16 protein-coding genes are annotated in these 16,477 nt (G+C 72.8%); 8 read left to right on the top strand and 8 right to left on the bottom strand.

The genetic code is table 11. The features are described from left to right. Positions 1–66: 66 nt before the first annotated feature. From ACH4D5_RS18460 to rsmI, 6 genes are all read right to left on the bottom strand, one after another. Complete coding sequence (locus tag ACH4D5_RS18460) at positions 67–960, bottom strand: 4-(cytidine 5'-diphospho)-2-C-methyl-D-erythritol kinase (protein ID WP_398303431.1); 894 nt, start codon at positions 958–960, stop codon at positions 67–69. Continuing rightward, entirely contained in the window at positions 957–1,835 is an 879-nt protein-coding gene (gene rsmA, locus ACH4D5_RS18455; protein ID WP_398303429.1) for a 16S rRNA (adenine(1518)-N(6)/adenine(1519)-N(6))-dimethyltransferase RsmA, read from the bottom strand. Before rsmA ends, ACH4D5_RS18460 begins: the two co-directional genes overlap by 4 nt. A 616-nt stretch (positions 1,836–2,451) precedes the next feature. After that, complete coding sequence (locus tag ACH4D5_RS18450) at positions 2,452–3,846, bottom strand: ubiquitin-like domain-containing protein (RefSeq protein WP_398303427.1); 1,395 nt, start codon at positions 3,844–3,846, stop codon at positions 2,452–2,454. 122 nt (positions 3,847–3,968) lie between these two features. Beyond that, positions 3,969–4,844, bottom strand: coding sequence for a TatD family hydrolase (locus ACH4D5_RS18445; RefSeq protein WP_398303425.1), 876 nt, complete (start codon positions 4,842–4,844; stop codon positions 3,969–3,971). A 41-nt stretch (positions 4,845–4,885) separates the two neighbouring features. Further along, entirely contained in the window at positions 4,886–5,359 is a 474-nt protein-coding gene (locus tag ACH4D5_RS18440; RefSeq protein WP_398303423.1) for a hypothetical protein, read from the bottom strand. A 166-nt stretch (positions 5,360–5,525) separates the two neighbouring features. Further along, on the bottom strand, positions 5,526–6,422 hold the full coding sequence (rsmI, locus tag ACH4D5_RS18435; RefSeq protein WP_398303421.1) for a 16S rRNA (cytidine(1402)-2'-O)-methyltransferase: 897 nt from the start codon (positions 6,420–6,422) through the stop codon (positions 5,526–5,528). Positions 6,423–6,484: 62 nt separating this feature from the next. Here rsmI and ACH4D5_RS18430 point away from each other — a divergent pair, with 62 nt between their 5' ends. The 5 genes from ACH4D5_RS18430 (at position 6,485) to ACH4D5_RS18410 (ending at position 13,377) form a co-directional block, all read left to right on the top strand. After that, entirely contained in the window at positions 6,485–8,233 is a 1,749-nt protein-coding gene (locus ACH4D5_RS18430) for a dolichyl-phosphate-mannose--protein mannosyltransferase (protein ID WP_398303419.1), read from the top strand. An 82-nt stretch (positions 8,234–8,315) separates the two neighbouring features. Then, positions 8,316–9,947, top strand: coding sequence for a penicillin-binding transpeptidase domain-containing protein (locus ACH4D5_RS18425; protein WP_398303417.1), 1,632 nt, complete (start codon positions 8,316–8,318; stop codon positions 9,945–9,947). Between the two features lie 116 nt (positions 9,948–10,063). Then, on the top strand, positions 10,064–11,824 hold the full coding sequence (locus ACH4D5_RS18420; RefSeq protein ID WP_398303415.1) for a penicillin-binding transpeptidase domain-containing protein: 1,761 nt from the start codon (positions 10,064–10,066) through the stop codon (positions 11,822–11,824). A gap of 97 nt (positions 11,825–11,921) precedes the next feature. Further along, positions 11,922–12,437: a YbaK/EbsC family protein gene (locus ACH4D5_RS18415; RefSeq protein ID WP_398303413.1), complete on the top strand. Its 516-nt coding sequence runs from the start codon at positions 11,922–11,924 to the stop codon at positions 12,435–12,437. Between the two features lie 88 nt (positions 12,438–12,525). Then, complete coding sequence (locus tag ACH4D5_RS18410; RefSeq protein ID WP_398303411.1) at positions 12,526–13,377, top strand: EamA family transporter; 852 nt, start codon at positions 12,526–12,528, stop codon at positions 13,375–13,377. A 259-nt stretch (positions 13,378–13,636) separates the two neighbouring features. On the opposite strand, the gene ACH4D5_RS18405 is transcribed toward ACH4D5_RS18410, so the two are convergent. Both ACH4D5_RS18405 and ACH4D5_RS18400 read right to left on the bottom strand, forming a co-directional pair. Beyond that, a complete protein-coding gene (locus ACH4D5_RS18405) occupies positions 13,637–14,341 on the bottom strand; it encodes a permease prefix domain 1-containing protein (RefSeq protein WP_398303409.1) in 705 nt (234 codons plus the stop codon). Further along, complete coding sequence (locus tag ACH4D5_RS18400) at positions 14,338–14,685, bottom strand: PadR family transcriptional regulator (protein ID WP_398303407.1); 348 nt, start codon at positions 14,683–14,685, stop codon at positions 14,338–14,340. The genes ACH4D5_RS18405 and ACH4D5_RS18400 overlap by 4 nt, the downstream gene beginning before the upstream one ends. Before the next feature lie 80 nt (positions 14,686–14,765). Between ACH4D5_RS18400 and ACH4D5_RS18395 the strand changes: the two genes are divergently transcribed. The 3 genes from ACH4D5_RS18395 to ACH4D5_RS18385 all read left to right on the top strand — a co-directional run bounded on the left by ACH4D5_RS18395 (position 14,766) and on the right by ACH4D5_RS18385 (position 16,003). Next, positions 14,766–15,347, top strand: coding sequence for a hypothetical protein (locus tag ACH4D5_RS18395; protein WP_398303405.1), 582 nt, complete (start codon positions 14,766–14,768; stop codon positions 15,345–15,347). Beyond that, complete coding sequence (locus ACH4D5_RS18390) at positions 15,344–15,628, top strand: DUF3817 domain-containing protein (protein WP_398303403.1); 285 nt, start codon at positions 15,344–15,346, stop codon at positions 15,626–15,628. The genes ACH4D5_RS18395 and ACH4D5_RS18390 overlap by 4 nt, the downstream gene beginning before the upstream one ends. Before the next feature lie 72 nt (positions 15,629–15,700). Next, positions 15,701–16,003: a hypothetical protein gene (locus ACH4D5_RS18385; RefSeq protein WP_398303402.1), complete on the top strand. Its 303-nt coding sequence runs from the start codon at positions 15,701–15,703 to the stop codon at positions 16,001–16,003. The last annotated feature ends 474 nt before the right edge of the window (positions 16,004–16,477 follow it).

Below are 16,477 nucleotides of genomic sequence, written 5' to 3'. Positions count from 1 at the left end.
CGGTCGCGTGCGGTACGCCTCCGGCGTCAGCGTGTACGTACTCATTCGGGGGTGAGTATCTGGGGGCTAGATCTGCTGGGCGCCCTGGGCCGGGGACGTCGCCACCCGGGCCGTGCGGCACGTGCCGGAGGCCGTCAGCGCGTCGGCCACCTTGCGGGCGGACGCGGCGTCGGCCGTGAGGAACGCCGTCGTCGGGCCCGAGCCGGAGACCAGCGCGGCCAGGGCGCCCGCCGCCGTGCCCGCCGCGAGGGTGTCGTGGAGTGCGGGGAACAAGGAGAGCGCCGCGGGCTGGAGGTCGTTGGTGACCGTGGCCGCGAGGGCTTCGACGTCGCCCGTGCGCAGGGCTTCGAGCAGCGCCGGGGACGCCTCGGGGGCGGGCGCGTCGCGGGTGAGGCGGTCGAACTCGCGGTACACGGCGGGCGTGGAGAGCCCTCCGTCGGCGACGGCGAACACCCAGTGGAAGGCGCCGCCGACCTCCAGCGGCTGGAGCTTCTCGCCGCGTCCGGTGCCGAGCGCGGCTCCGCCGACCAGGCTGAACGGCACGTCGCTGCCGAGTTCCGCGCAGATGTCGAGCAGTTCCGCTCGGGAGGCGTTCGTGCCCCACAGCGCGTCGCACGCCACGAGCGCGGCGGCGCCGTCCGCGCTGCCGCCCGCCATGCCGCCGGCGACGGGGATGTCCTTGGCGATGTGGAGGTGCACGTCGGGCGCGATGCCGTACCGCGCGGCGAGGAGTTCGGCGGCGCGGGCGGCGAGGTTCGTACGGTCCAGGGGCACCTGGTCCGAGCCGGGGCCCTCGCAGGTCACCCGCAGCGCGTCGGCGGGCGTTGCGGTGACCTCGTCGTGGAGGCCTACGGCGAGGAAGACGTTGGCGAGGTCGTGGAAGCCGTCGGGGCGGGCGGCGCCCACGGCCAACTGCACGTTGACCTTCGCGGGCACCCGTACCGTCACGCTCCCGCTCACGCGCCGGCCTCCTGCCGCTGCTCCTTGTGCTCGGCGATCCGCGCGAACTCCTCCACGGTCAGTGCCTCGCCGCGCGCCTGCGGCGAGACCCCGGCGGCGACCAGCGCGGCCTCCGCGGCGGCCGCGGAACCGGCCCAGCCTGCCAGGGCCGCCCGCAGCGTCTTCCTGCGCTGCGCGAAGGCGGCGTCCACGACGGCGAACACCTCGCGCTTGGACGCGGTGGTCTTCACCGGCTCGGCGCGGCGCACCAGGGAGACGAGACCCGAGTCGACGTTGGGCGCGGGCCAGAAGACGTTGCGCCCGATGGACCCGGCGCGCTTCACGTCGGCGTACCAGTTGGCCTTCACGGACGGCACTCCGTACACCTTCGAGCCGGGGGCGGCGGCGAGCCGGTCGGCGACCTCGGCCTGCACCATCACGAGCGTGCGCTCGATGGTCGGGAAGGTGTCGAGCATGTGCAGGAGCACGGGCACGGCCACGTTGTACGGGAGGTTCGCGACGAGGGCGGTGGGCGCGGGGCCCGGCAGCTCCCGTACGAGCATGGCGTCGCTGTGCACGAGCCCGAAGGAACCCACCTTCTTCGGAAGGCGGGCCTCCACCGTCGCGGGCAGCGCGCCGGCGAGCGCGTCGTCGATCTCGACCGCGGTGACGTGGGCGGCGGTCTCCAGCAGCGCGAGGGTCAGCGAGCCGAGGCCCGGTCCCACCTCCACGACGACGTCGTCCGGGCGGACCTCCGCGGTGCGGACGATGCGCCGTACGGTGTTGGCGTCGATGACGAAGTTCTGGCCGCGCTGCTTGGTGGGGCGTACGCCCAGGGCAGCGGCCAGTTCGCGGATGTCGGCGGGGCCGAGGAGGGCGCCGTGCTCAGTGCTCACGGTCCCAGGTTACGGGCCCTGGCCCCTGGGCCTCGCACGGTCCACCCCTTGCCCGGGGCCGGGGCGGGGTTCGGTGGAGGGTGGCCCTCCCCTCTCCCCTCCGCCCGCACAAACAGTCCCGCCGCTCCGCGGCGGATGCCTCCCACCCACCCACCCGTTTGCCCCGCGACGTCATGCGGGGGTAGGGGCGGGTGGGTGGGGGCTCTCCGCGACGTCCAGCGGGGGTGGGGGCGGGTGGGGTGGGGGTTCCCCGCGACGGCCTGCGGGGGCAGGGGCGAGTGGGGTGGGGGGTTGCCCGCGACGGTCTGCGGGGGTCGGTCGAGTGGGGTGGGGGTTGCCCGCGACGGCCTGCGGGGGTCGAGGCGGCTGGGGTGGGGGGCCCGCGACGGCCTGCGGAGGCAGGGGCAGGTGGGGTGCGGGTTGCCTGCCCGCAACCCTGCGGGGGGGGGCGGGTGCGGGGGATGCCCGCGACGGCCTGCGGGGGCAAGGGCGGGTGGGTGGGTGGGTTCTCCGTGACGGGCTGCGGGGGTAGGGGCGCTCCCCGCCCGGCGGGCGGGCGGGGTGGGGGTTCTCCGCGACGGGCTGTGGGGGTAGGGGCGCGCCCCCCGTCGGGGGGTCAGCCGTGGAGGTGGCGGCCGCAGTGGGGCCAGGGGGTTGCTCCGCGTTGGATGTAGAGCTTCTTTGCGCGGTAGGTCTGTTCCGCCGCCGGGGCGTCCTGGGGGCGGCCCGAGCCACCCAACCCCTGCCAGGTCCGCGTGTCGAACTGGTAGAGCCCTCCGTACGTACCGGAGGGATCCACCGCCCCGGGCCGCCCACCCGACTCGCACCGGGCGAGCGACCCCCAGTCGAGACCGTCCGCCCCGGCCACCGCCATGGGCCGCTGCTTCGTGCCGACCTTCACGATCCGTTTCTGCGGCTCCCGCACCACCTCGGACCTGACCCGCCGCGGCTTCTGCCTGACGCCGTTGACGCTCCGCACCGTGTACGTGACCCGCCTGACCCCCTGCCGCCCCGCCTGCGCCACGACCTCCGTGCCGCGGAACAGCGACGCGTCCTCCATCCGCTCCACCTCGAAAGGGATCGCCTCCTCGCGCACCTCCTTCGTCCCCGTGACCCGCATGACGGTCACGGTCTGCCCGTCGCGCGGAAAGCTGTCGGGATGGACCGACGTCGTGTCCTGCCCCCGCAGCGTCACCCCGGACTCGGCGACGGCCTCCCGCACGGTCGCCGCGTTCGTGCGGATGGTCCGCTCCCGCCCGTCCGCCATGATCGTGACGGTGCGTTCCGTACGGACGTCGAGCGCGAGCCCGTCCCGGCCGATGCGGCTGCTGCGCGAGGCCGACAGATGCGCCCCCTCCGCCCGCACCCCGAGCTGCCGCAGCGCCCCGTCCACGGTCCGCGCCGTGGTCCACACCCGGCGGCGCTGCCCGTCGAGGGTGAGGTGGACGGGCCTGCCGTAGCGGACGGCGACCTCGTCGCCGCTGGCGAGTGCGGTCCCGGCGGCGGGCGCGACGATGTCGTGGGCGCCGACGTCCACGCCCTCGTCGGCGAGGAGTTCACCGACGTCGTCCGCGAAGGTGTGCAGCGTGCGGGGCTTGCCGTCGACGATGAGCTGGACGGCCTTGTCGTTGGCGACGAACGCGGACGTGCCGCCCGCGAGGAAGGCGACGACGAGGGCCTGCGGCAGCAGCCGCCGGATCACCTCGGGCCGCTCGGCGGACGCGGGCTCGGACGCCCTGGGCCCCTTCTTGCCGCGCGCGGCCCGCCGCGCCCCCGCCCGCCCCCCACCGGGCGCGGGAACAGAGGAGGGCGCGGCGGATGCGGGGGGCGCAGAGGACGAGGCCACCTGCCGCGGCAGCGTGGCGGCCTCCGCGTACGACACGTCACGCGACCCGGCGTACGACACGTCGTACGCCGCGTCCTGCCACACTCCGCTCTGCGGCTCGCCATACGGCTCGTATGGCGCATATGTCTCATACGGCTCGTACGTCTCGTACTGCGAGTTGCTCACGCCGACGCTCCAGGGGTACGTACCGGGCGCACAGAACCTAGCGGAGCCGTCGTCACTCTCCAAAGCAGCGCGACTACTCAGCGTCGCGCAGTTGACACGCGGTAGGCGACTCAGTCAGCGACTCAGTACCCGAAGGCGCGCGCCGTGTTCGCGGCGATCGCCGTGGCCATGGCGTCCTCATCGATGCCGCGCACCTCGGCCATGGCCCGCAGCGTGACCGGAACGAGATACGGCGCGTTGGGCCGTCCGCGGTAGGGGGCGGGCGTCAGGAACGGCGCGTCGGTCTCGACGAGAACCAGGTCGAGGGGGGCGACGGCCAGCGCGTCGCGGAGCCCCTGCGCGTTCTTGAAGGTGACGTTGCCCGCGAAGGACATGAAGTAGCCGTGTTCCGCGCAGACGCGGGCCATCTCGGCGTCGCCGGAGTAGCAGTGGAAGACGGTGCGCTCGGGGGCGCCTTCCTCCTTCAGGACGCGCAGCACGTCCTCGTGGGCCTCGCGGTCGTGGATGACGAGCGCCTTCCCGTGCCGCTTGGCGATCTCGATGTGCGCGCGGAAGGAGCGCTCCTGCGCGGCCATGCCCTCGGGGCCGGTGCGGAAGTAGTCGAGGCCGGTCTCGCCGACGCCGAGCACGTGCGGCAGCGCGGCGAGCCGGTCGATCTCGGCGAGCGCCTCGTCGAGGGCCGCGTCGCCGCCCGGCTCGCGCGCGCCCTGCCGGGACCAGCCGTCGGGGTCGCCGAGGACGATGCGGGGCGCTTCGTTGGGGTGGAGGGCGACGGCGGCGTGCACGCTGTCGTGCGCGGCGGCGGTGTCGGCCGCCCACTGTGACCCGCGGACGTCGCAGCCGACCTGCACGACCGTCGTGACGCCGACGGACGCGGCCTTGGCGAGGCCCTCCTCCACCGTGCCCGACTGCATGTCGAGGTGGGTGTGGGAGTCGGCGACCGCCACCCGGAGCGGTTCGGGCAGGGGCGGCGGTGCGTCGGCGTTCTTCGAAGGCATGCTCCGATCCTACGAAGCCCCCGGGGGAACCACCTCGGGCCCTAGTCCCCCTTGCGGTGCTGGAAGGGGTGCAGCAGGTCGGCGAGGTGCCAGTGGTGCCGCTCCCGCACGTCACCGCCCGCGTCACCGTCCCCGGGCCCGACGGGGTCCACGGGCCCGGCCGGCTTTCCCACCCCGCTCCCGGGACGCGCAGCCGTGGCCCCACCCGCCTGCTGCCGCCGCATCATGTCGAGCACGGAGGACACCTGCCCCGCCCGCATGATCCGCACGACGTGCCCACCGCAGTTCAGGCACGTGGGCCGGGTCAGCGGCGAGGGCACGCGGGCGCCGTCCGCCAGGTACGTCACGAATTCCTGGCCCGCGACGTCGACGTGGTGCTCGATCTCGTAGGACTGCTCCCAGCCGTGTCCGCAGCGCATGCAGGCGAATGCGTAGGACTCATGCACCACGTTCAGCGCCGTGGGCGAGGCATTCATCGCTGTGGTGGGGTGGCCGGTGTCTGCGATCTCACTCATGCCAGCTGCTCCTCTTGCCCGAGGGACAAGCACTGTGCGTCCCTTCGACCAGTGGACGCCTTTCCCGGAGCGAGCGCATCAGACCTGTCGAGCATTGGAGCCGATTTGGCCTCCCCTTAGGAAAGAGGCTCGAAAGCAGCCTGGTGCGCGGTCCGCGCTTTGCTTTTCACGATAGTCCTTTGCCTGCCGATGGGCTGCCCCGATCCGCATTCTTTGCCGCCACGACGGCATCGAACACCTCGCGTTTGGGCAGGCCCGCTTCGGCGGCCACCGCGGCGATCGCCTCCTTGCGTCGCTCGCCCGCCTCCTCGCGCACCCGCACCCTGCGCACCAGCTCGTCGGGGGTGAGTTCGGCGGCGCTCTTCTCCGGTGCGCCCTCGACGACGACGGTGATCTCGCCGCGGACGCCGTCGGCGGCCCACTCGGCGAGGTCCTTCAGGGAGCCGCGCTTGACCTCTTCGTACGTCTTGGTCAGCTCGCGGCAGACCGCGGCCCTGCGCTCCTCGCCGAACGCCTCGGCCATCGCGGCGAGCGTGTCGTCGATGCGGTGCGGGGCCTCGAAGTAGACGAGCGTGCGCCGGTCATCGGCCACCTCCCGCAGCCGCGAGAGGCGCTCGCCCGCCTTGCGCGGCAGGAAGCCCTCGAAGCAGAAGCGGTCCACGGGCAGCCCGGAGAGGGCGAGTGCCGTGAGCACGGCGGAGGGGCCCGGCACGGCCGTCACCCGCACGTCCCGCTCCACGGCCGCGGCGACGAGGCGGTAGCCGGGGTCGGAGACGGACGGCATGCCCGCGTCGGTCACGAGCAGCACCCGCGCGCCGCCCGCCAGCGCCTCGACCAGCTCGGGCGTGCGCGCCGTTTCGTTGCCCTCGAAGTACGAGACGACCCGGCCGCCGACCTGCACGCCGAGCGCCTGGGTGAGCCTGCGGAGGCGCCGGGTGTCCTCGGCGGCGACGACGTCGGCCGCCTCCAGTTCGGCGGCGAGCCGCGGCGGGGCGTCGGCGACATCGCCGATGGGGGTGCCCGCGAGGACCAGGGTTCCGGGGGAATCTGCGCTTCCTGTCACGGATCCATCCTCGCAGGGCCCACGGACGGGACTCGCACAGTCTGGTTCCCTACGATGGCGCGGTGACCAGTACCGCGTCTTCCCCGGACACCCGCGGGGGCCAGGCAGCCGAGGAGCAGCAGCCCCCGTGGCAGCGGCGGCTGCGCCGATTCGGCCATGCGGCGCGGCCCAGAGCGGACGTCAGGGCGCGCCTCGTGCCGCCGTACACGGAGCCGAGCCCCCGCCTGTGGATGACGCTCGGTCTGTCGAGGACGGCCGCCGAGCAGGTGGTGCGCTGGTCCGGCTGGGTCGGTCCGCTGCTGATCACGCTCGTCGCCGGGGTGACGCGGTTCTGGAACCTCGGCAGTCCGAAGGCCGTGATATTCGACGAGACGTATTACGCGAAGGACGCCTGGGCGCTCATCCACCGCGGCTTCGAGGTCAACTGGCCGGAGAAGATCAACGACGACGTGCTGCGGCAGGGCGGTGACATCGCGATCCCGCACGACGCGGCGTACGTGGTGCATCCGCCGGTCGGCAAGTACGTGATCGGGATCGGCGAATGGCTGTTCGGCTTCGACCCGTTCGGCTGGCGGTTCATGACGGCGGTGCTCGGCACGCTGTCGGTGCTGATGCTCTGCCGGATCGGGCGGCGGCTCTTCCGCTCGACGTTCCTGGGGTGTCTGGCGGGCGCGCTGCTCGCGGTGGACGGCCTGCACTACGTGATGAGCAGGACCGCGCTGCTCGACCAGGTCCTGATGTTCTTCGTGCTCGCCGCGTTCGGGTGCTTCCTGATCGACCGGGACAAGGCGCGGGCGAGGCTGGCGGCGGCGCTGCCGGCGGACCCCGACGGCGCGGACGGGATCGTACGACCGGACGCGTACGTGGCGGAGACCACCCGTCTGGGATGGCGGCCGTGGCGGTGGGCGGCCGGGCTCTGTCTCGGCCTCGCCTTCGGCACGAAGTGGAACGGCCTGTACGTCATGGTCTTCCTCTGTCTGCTGACCGTGTTCTGGGACGTGGGCGCGCGCCGGGTGGCCGGGGCGGACCGGCCCTACCGCGCGGTGCTGCGGCGGGACGTGCTCCCGGCGTTCGTGTCGACGGTGCCGGTGGCCCTCTTCACGTACGTCGTGTCGTGGCTCGGCTGGATCCTCTCGCCGACGGACGGCAGCGGCGGCTACTACCGCAACTGGGCGGCCACCGACGGGAAGGGCGGCAGCTGGACCTGGCTGCCGGACTGGGTGCGCAGCCTGTGGCACTACGAGCACGCGGTGTACGAGTTCCACGTGGGTCTGTCGTCGCCGCACACCTACCAGTCCAACCCGTGGAGCTGGATCGTCGACGGCCGTCCCGTCTCGTACTTCTACGAGTCGCCGCTGCCCGGCAAGGACGGCTGTCCGGCCGACACCACGGACAAGTGCGCCCGCGAGGTCCTCGCGCTCGGCACGCCGATGCTGTGGTGGGTGGCGGCCTTCGCGCTGGTGTACGTCCTGTGGCGGTGGGCGTTCCGCCGCGACTGGCGGGCGGGCGCGATCCTCTGCGGCGTCCTCGCGGGCTATCTGCCCTGGTTCTTCTACCAGGAGCGGACGATCTTCTACTTCTACGCGGTCGTCTTCGTGCCGTTCCTGTGTCTCGCCGTGGCAATGATGATCGGCGCGCTGCTGGGCCCGCCGGGGTCGAGTGAACGCCGCAGGACGGTCGGTGCCGCCGCTTCAGGTGTCGTCGTTCTGCTCATCCTCTGGAATTTCATCTACTTCTGGCCGATCTACACCGGCACGGCGATCCCCATCGATTCCTGGCGTTCCCGAATGTGGCTGGATACCTGGGTGTAATGGACACCTTCGGATAACGAATGCCCCTTGCGCCACTCCACCCGCTTAAGGTTCATGGCGAACCTGGGGAGGGGAGCGCACCGTGCGCAAAGGGGTAAAGGTCGCGTTGGTAGGCGGGGTATTCACCGTCATGGTGGGGGGCGCCGGATATGGCGCGTACAGCCTCGTGAACGACGTCACCGGGGACGACGGCTCGCCGGGATCGGGCCCGGTGGCCGTGAAGACCGGGCCGCCCACGGGCGACGAGGTCCGGGAGACCACGCGGAAGTTCCTCGCGGCGTGGGCCGACGGCGACGCCCGGCGGGCCGCGGGCTACACGAACAACAGCGAGGCGGCCGCGGCCGCGCTGACCGGCTACCGCGAGGACGCGCACCTGACGAAGGTGAAGCTGACGCCGAAGCGGGCGTCGGGTGCCCGGGTGCCGTTCTCCGTGTCGGCGACGGTGTCGTACAAGGGGAAGAGCAAGCCCTTCGCGTACGACTCGCAGCTCACCGTCGTCCGCGGCAAGACCACCGGCCGCGCGCTCGTCGACTGGTCGGCGGCCGTCGTCCACCCCTCTCTGGAGAGGGGGGACACGCTCGTGACGGGTGAGGCCACCACGCCGCCCATCCAGGCCGTGGACCGCGCGGGCACCGTCCTGCGCCCGAAGGACTATCCCTCGCTGGGGCCGATCCTGAACAAGCTGCGCGAGAAGTACGGCGACAGCGCGGGCGGCAAGCCGGGCGTGGAGCTGTACGTGCGGCACGAGGACGAGAACGCGGGCAGCCGCGTGCTGCTCACCCTCGCCAAGGGCAAGCCGGGCAAGCTGCCCACGACGCTCAGCGCGGGCGTGCAGAAGGCGGCGGAGCAGGCGGTGCTGCGGAGCGACGAGTCGTCCGTGGTGGCGGTGAAGCCGAGCACCGGTGAGATCCTCGCGGTCGCCAACAACCGCAAGGACGCGTTCAACGCGGCGTTCGAGGGCCAGGTGCCGCCCGGCTCCACGATGAAGATCATCACGGCGGCGATGCTCATCGACAAGGGTGTCACCAAGGCGGAAGGACCCGCGCCCTGCCCGGCCACCGCGACCTGGCAGAGCCAGACCATCCACAACCTGAAGGGCATGGTCCCGAACGAGTCCGCGACGTTCTCGGAGAGCTTCGCGCGCTCCTGCAACACGGCGTTCGTGAAGCTCATCGACGAGAAGGGAATCACGGACTCCTCCCTCACCGAGGAGGCGCGGAACAACTTCGGTCTTGGCGGGGACGACTGGCAGGTCGGCGTCACCACCTTCGACGGCTCCGTCCCCGCGTCGGCCGGCCCCGACCGCGCGACGAACGCCATCGGCCAGGGGGAGGTCCAGCTGAACCCCCTGAACATGGCGTCGGTCACGGCGACGGCGATGACGGGCACCTTCCGGCAGCCGGTGATCGTGCCCAAGTCCCTCGACGACCGTGAACTGGCCACCGCCCAGGGGCTGCGCGCCTCCACCGTCCAGCAGCTGCGCCGGATGATGCACCGCACGGCGGTGAGCGGCACCGGCGCGCGGGCCATGGCGAGCCTCGGCAGCGACATCGGCGCGAAGACCGGCTCTGCGGAGGTCGACGGCCAGGAGAAGTCGGACAGCTGGTTCACCGGCTACCGGGGCGATGTCGCGGCCGCCGCGATGGCCCAGCGGGGCGGCCACGGCGGTGACGCGGCGGGGCCGATCGTGGCGGCGGTGCTGGGCGCAGGGTAATCGGTCGGGTGGCGCGTCGCCCGGCCGGGCGAAGAAGTGGTCGAGGGCTTCTCCGTACGCCTCTAAGGTGGCCTTCCGGTGAAGAGCCGGGGGTTCTGGGGAACTGCGGAGGGTTTGTGGGCAAGCGAAGGCGCGCCACCGAGCGCAAGAGCGTCGGCGTCGGGAACGTACGCACGGGGAACGTGCGTGTCGGGAACACGAGGCTGCACCCGGGGGTGCTCGGCGGGGCGGCGGCCGTGGTCCTGTGCGGTGTGGGGGCCGCCGCGTTCGCGCTGTCCGGTGGCTCCGGTTCCGGTTCCGGCGGCGACGGCTCGACCGTCGACGAGAAGCCGGTGGCGTCCGGCCCGCCGACGGCCGCCGAAGTCCGCACCACCGCGCGGGCGTTCCTCACCGCGTGGGCCAAGGGCGACGCGGTGCGGGCCGCGGCGCTCACGGACGACCGCGAGGCGGCGGAGAAGGCCCTGACGTCCTACCGCAAGGACGGCCACCTCGTGCAGCCCAGGCTGACGCCGGGCAAGCGGTCGGGCGCGAAGGTGCCCTTCAAAGCGTCCACCACCGTCTCGTACAAGAAGGAGAGCAAGCCGCTGTCGTACGAGTCCGAACTCACCGTCGTCCGCAGGAAGAGCGACGGGAAGACGCTGGTCGGCTGGCGCCCCTCCGTCCTGCACCCGGAGCTGAAGCAGCCGGGCGACCGGCTGGTCACCGGTGAGGCGGGCGACCCGCCGATCAAGGCGGTGGACCGGGACGGCGCCGAGCTGACGGCGGCGAAGTACCCGTCGCTGGGCACGGTCCTGGACGGGCTGCGGGAGAAGTACGGCAAGGAGGCGGGCGGCAAGGCGGGGGTCGAGCTGCGGGTGGTGCGGGCGGACGACACGAAGTCCTCGGAGTCCTCGGTGTCGTCGAAAAAGGCCGACGCGAAGTCGACGCCCGACAAGACGCTGCTCACCCTCTCCCCCGGTACTCCGGGCACGCTGAAGACGACGTTCAGCGGCTCGCTGCAGTCCGCCGCCGAGCGCGAGACCGCCAAGCGGAAGCGGGCGTCCGTCGTCGTGCTCAAGCCGAGCACCGGCGAGATCCTGGCCGCCGCGAACTCGAATCCCACCGGTTTCAACACGGCCTTCCAGGGCTCGCTCGCACCCGGCTCCACGATGAAGGTCGTGTCGGCGTCGATGCTCCTGGAGAAGAAGCTCGCCGGCGTCGACAAGAAGCACCCGTGCCCCAAGTACGAGACGTACGGCGGCTGGAAGTTCCAGAACGACGACAAGTTCCAGATCAAGAACGGCACGTTCAGGGCGAGCTTCGCGCGGTCCTGCAACACGGCCTTCATCAGCCAGGCGAAGAAGCTCCACGACGATTCCCTGACCAAGCAGGCCCAGGAGGTCTTCGGGCTCGGCCGCGACAACTGGTCGATCGGCGTGCCGTCCTTCGACGGCGCGGTGCCGGTGCAGAGCGACGCCCAGATGGCGGCCTCGCTGATCGGTCAGGGCGGCGTGCGCATGAACCCCCTCAACATGGCGTCGGTCGCGGCGACGGTGAAGTCGGGCACGTTCAAGCAGCCCTACCTGGTCTCCCCCGACGTCGACGACCGCACGCTCGCGACGGCGCCCCGCAAGATGTCGGGCGCGACGGCGGCGGCGCTGCGGGAGCTGATGCACTACACGGCGGTCGCGGGCACGGCGGCCGAGCCGATGCGGGGCCTCGGCTCCGACATGGGCGCGAAGACCGGCTCGGCGGAGGTCGACGGCCAGAAGAAGCCCAACGGCTGGTTCACCGCGTACCGCGGCGATCTCGCGTCGGCGGCGGTGGTCCAGCAGGGCGGGCACGGCGGGGACTCGGCGGGGCCGGTGGTGCGGGCGATGCTGCGGGCGGGTTCCTGAGGGTCGGGCCACCCGGCCCACCCGTGGGCGAACGCCTCTGTCCGCTATGCGGATACCTGGTCGCATGCCCCGTACACGGACCGCTAGCGTGCGGGGCATGAGCGCTACAACACCCGAGTCGTCCGGCGCGTCCGACGCCCACCCCCGATTCGCCGAGGCCGTGCGCGACCTGGGCCTCGGCGAACTGCTTCCCCGGGTCCGCCGCTTCCCGGAGCAGACCCGCACGGCGGCGGAGGCAGCCGCGGCCATCGGCTGCGAACTCAGCGAGATCTGCAAGTCCCTGATCTTCGCGGCGGACGGCGTCCCCGTACTGGTTCTGATGGACGGCGCGTCCCGCGTCGACCTGGAACTGGTGCGCCAGGAGCTCGGCGCGGAGAAGGTGACCCGCGCCAAGGCGGACGTCGTCCGGCAGACCACGGGTTACTCGATCGGCGGCGTGCCGCCCTTCGGCCACGCCACGAGGACCCGGGTCCTGGCCGACCGCTCGCTCCTCGACCACGACGTGGTGTGGGCGGCGGCGGGCACGCCGTACGCGGTCTTCCCGATGGCACCCAAGACGCTGATCGCCCACGCGGGCGGCACGCTGGTGGACGTGCGCGAGTCCGCGAAGTGACGGCGCGAGCCCGCGAGGTGACCGCGCGAGCCTGCGAAGTGACCGCGCGGACCCGCGAGGTGGCCGTGCGAGCCCGCGAGGTGATGGTGTGACCCCGCTGGTTGCCGCGGCCGTCCTGCTCGCCGCCGTCACGCACGCGAGCTGGAACGCGATCGCCCACCACATCACGGATAAACTGGTCGGCTTCACCCTCATATCCGGCGGCGGCACGCTGATCGGCCTGCTCATGGCCCCCTTCGTGGCGATCCCGGACGCCGGGGCCTGGCCCTACCTGCTCCTCTCCGCGGCGATCCACGTCGGCTACTACGCCCTGCTCATGAAGTCGTTCAAGCTCGGCGACTTCGGCCAGGCGTACCCGATCGCGCGCGGCACGGCGCCGCTGGTGGTCACCGTCCTCGCGGCGGTCTTCGCCGGCGAGGTCCCCGACGGCTGGCAGGCGGCGGGCGTCGCGGTGTCGTGCGCGGGCCTGACGGGCCTCGCCCTGTGGGGGATACGGGGTTCGGGGCGCCGCCCGGACTGGACGGCGATCGGCGCGGCCCTCGCGACGGGCGTCTCCATCGCGGCGTACACGGTGGTGGACGGCCTGGGCGTCCGCGCCTCCGGCTCCTCCATGGGCTACATCGCGTGGCTGATGATCCTGGAGGGCGTCGCGGTCCCGCTGTACGCGGCGTACCGCTGGCGCGGCGAACTGCTCCCGCGCCTGCGCCCGTTCGCGGGCGTCGGCCTGCTCGGCGCGGCCCTCTCGGTCTCGGCGTACGGCCTGGTCCTCTGGGCCCAGACGAAGGCGGACCTGGCCCCGATCTCCGCGCTGCGTGAATCCTCGATCATCGTCGGCGCGGCGATCGGAGCGGTCTTCTTCAAGGAACGGTTCGGGGCACCGCGGTTGGTGGCGGCGGGGTTGATGGTGGCGGGGATCGGGTTGATGCTGCACGCGGGGTAGTTCCGTCAGCGGTGCGCAACTGGGTGGCTCGCCGCCTGCCACCCGGCGGGGGGCGACGACGCGAGGCGAGCCACCGCCCCACCCCGAGCACATGTCGTCGCCGGGCAGCGGCATGGGTTGCGGCAGCGCGGGGGTGTCGTCGCACCGCTCAACTCCCAGCCGGCAAGGACCTTCCGCAGCCCTTCTCGTTCCGAAGAACCTGGACACCCTCACGGTGCGTGCGCGGGAGCCCCGGCAAGGCTCGGCGCCTCGGGCCGGCTCAGTCCAGCGCGAGGCGCGTGATCGGCAGGGTCGCGCAGCGGCGGCAGGCTCGGGCCGAGGTCGCTACGACCGCGTGGGACGCGGCTGCCAGGGCTCCTGCGGCGGCCAGCAGGGGCCAGTTCGTGGCCAGGGCGGCGGCCGTGGCGAGGGCGAGGGTCGCGACGGCCATGGCGGCGCTCGCTGTGGTGCCGGTCCAGGCGACGACGAGGGGCAGCCGGTGCGGGGCCCGGTCCGGAGTGGGCAGGCGGCGGGCGAGAGGGCCGGTTGCGGCCAGCGTCGCCGCGGCCAGCAGTGCGGCGAGGGTCGCGACGAAGGCGAGGTGGGCGGCCAGCAGTTGGGGCGTGTGCGCGAGTTCCCCGGGCGCCGGTCCGCCGCCCGCCGTGCGGGCGAGGTACCAGCAGGCGACCAGGAAGGGGGCCGTGAGCGCGACGGTCCTCGCGGTGTGCCGGGCCTGCGCGACGGTCAGCTCGCGCTGGCAGGCGGGGGCGAGTTCGTCGACGGTGCCGAACTCGTGGATCGCCCGGTGGGCGGCCTCCACCTCGTCCGCTCCTTCGTCCACGTACGCGGCGGCCGTGTCGACGAGACCGGCGCGCATCTCCTCGACCAGCCGGGACTTGGCCTTGGCCGGCCCGTGCAGGGCGGCGGCGAGGGCGGTGATGTGCTCCTCGACGGGGTCGGCCCGCAGGCCCGCGGTGGCGCTCATGTGGCGAGCCCGGGAGCCGTCGTGCCGGGGTTGAGGACCGAGCCGATCGCCGCCGTGAACTCGCTCCACGCCGCCCGTTCGCCGGCGAGCGTGGCACGTCCGGCGTCGGTGAGTTCGTAGGCCCTGCGGCGTCGTTCGCCCGCCGCCGTCTGCCAGCTGCTGCTCAGCAGGCCGAGGCGCTCCAGGCGGTTCAGCGCCGGGTAGATCGTGCCCGTACGCAGCTCCAGTGCGCCCCCGCTGCGGCGCTGCACCGCCGCGATGATCGCGTACCCGTGCAGCGGGCCCGGTTCCAGCACGGCCAGCAGCAGTCCGTCGAGGTGCCCTCGCACCGCATCCGCCTTCATGAGTAGGCAGCCTACCCAAAGAAGGCGTTGGCAGTGTATGTATTGGCAGCCAACATATTCACCTGCCTGGAGGCATCCCGGTGACCAAGTTCCTGCTGTCCGTCCACGTCCTGGTGGCGATCCTGGCCGTCGGGTCGATCACCGTGGCCGCGTCGATGTTTCCGAGGTACGCGCTGCGGGCGCTCGGCGGGGCGGGGGACGGGAAGGAGCCGGGTGACGGTGCGGAGCGAGGGGACAGCGGCGAACGGGGTGACAGTGGTCGGGCCGCTGGGATCGCCGCGCTCCTGCACCGCGTCTGCCGTGCCTACGCCGTCGCCGGCCTCGCCGTCCCCGTCTTCGGTATCGCTACTGCGGCACAGCTGGGCGTCCTCACCGACGCGTGGCTGATCGCCTCGCTCCTGCTGACGGCGATCGCGGCGGGGCTTCTGGCGCTGGTCATCCTGCCGGGGCAGCGGAGTCTGCTGGAGCTCGCGGAGTCCGCGCCGGGGTCTGCCCGCGCCGCGACGAACGACCCCGCGATGGTCGACCCCGCGATGGTCGATCCCGCGACGATCCGCCCCGCGACGGCGCGCCTGGCGATGCTCACCGGCATCTTCAACATCCTCTGGGCGACGGTCACCGTCCTGATGATCGTCCGCCCCGGCTCCACGACGGGGGCGTGACCGCTGTGCTCACCCTGCGCACGCTCCGCATCGCGGCAGGCGCGGAGGCGGTGTCCCTGGCCCTCCTCCTCACCAACCTGTTCACCATCCACGCCCGCCCGCTCTCGTCCCTCCTCGGCCCGCTGCACGGCACGGCGTATCTCGTCGTGATCGCGGCCACGTGGATGCTCCCGACGGCCGTCGCGCAGGACCCGGGGGCCTCCCGCGCCTCCCGGTGGCGCGCGCTGGTCCCGGGCATCGGCGGTCTGCTGGCCATGCGCCGGCTCAAGGGCCGGGCCTGACCGGCACCGGCCCCTCGTCAGCCGTCGGTTACTGTCACCGACACCATGGATGATCACGGGGGCAGGGGCGACATGAACAGACGGTGGTACGCCGCATTCGTCGTCAACCTGCTGCTCGGCGTCCCCGCCGTCGTCCCGATCTGGATGCTCTACTACATCGCCATGACCTGGGCGCACCCCGCGCCGGAAGAGAACGACGGCCTCGCTGTCGTTCTCTTCACCTTCGGATCCTTCGTCGCCCTTTGCGGTTTCCTGTGGTGGCTGGCCAACCGCCCTCTCGCCAACCGCACGCGTCTGCATCCGGCGCTGTACTGGTCCGTGAGCATCCTCGGCATGCTCGCCCCTACGCTCACGCTGATGGGCATCAGCACCTGAGCAAGGCCCGACGCCACACGGTGGCGTTACCCCTCCCCTGTTCCCCTCCTCCTCCCGGGTCGGCCTGGGTTGTCGGTACGTCCACGGGGTGGTGGGCGCAGCCGGGTGGCGGCGCGGTGGGGACTTGGCCGCACGCGGGCGGTGGGGGACGGGATGCGGAGCCGGGGCGCCGACTGCTGTCGTGGGCCACGTCGCCCCGGCCGGGGGCCTGCTCGAAGGCTCCGTCGGGGCGGGCGGGTGGGGAGCTGACGGCGCCGGACGGGGGCGGCGCGGTGGGGCGCCGTTGAGGGTTGTGGGACGACGTCACTCCGGCCCGAGGCCCGCTCGAAGGCTCCGTCGGGGCGGGCGGGTGGGGAGCTGACGGCGCCGGACGGGGGCAGTGCGCTGGGAAGAGGCGGCGCCCGGCACCGGGGCAGTGCGGTGGGAAGAGGCCGCACCCGGCACCATGACAGTGCTGCGGGAAGTGGGCCGCAC

The organism is Streptomyces sp. NPDC018029, from assembly GCF_044327655.1.
Classification (GTDB): domain Bacteria; phylum Actinomycetota; class Actinomycetes; order Streptomycetales; family Streptomycetaceae; genus Streptomyces.
The sequence above is the reverse complement of the archived record's forward strand: the minus strand, read 5'-3'. Positions and strand labels throughout refer to the sequence as shown.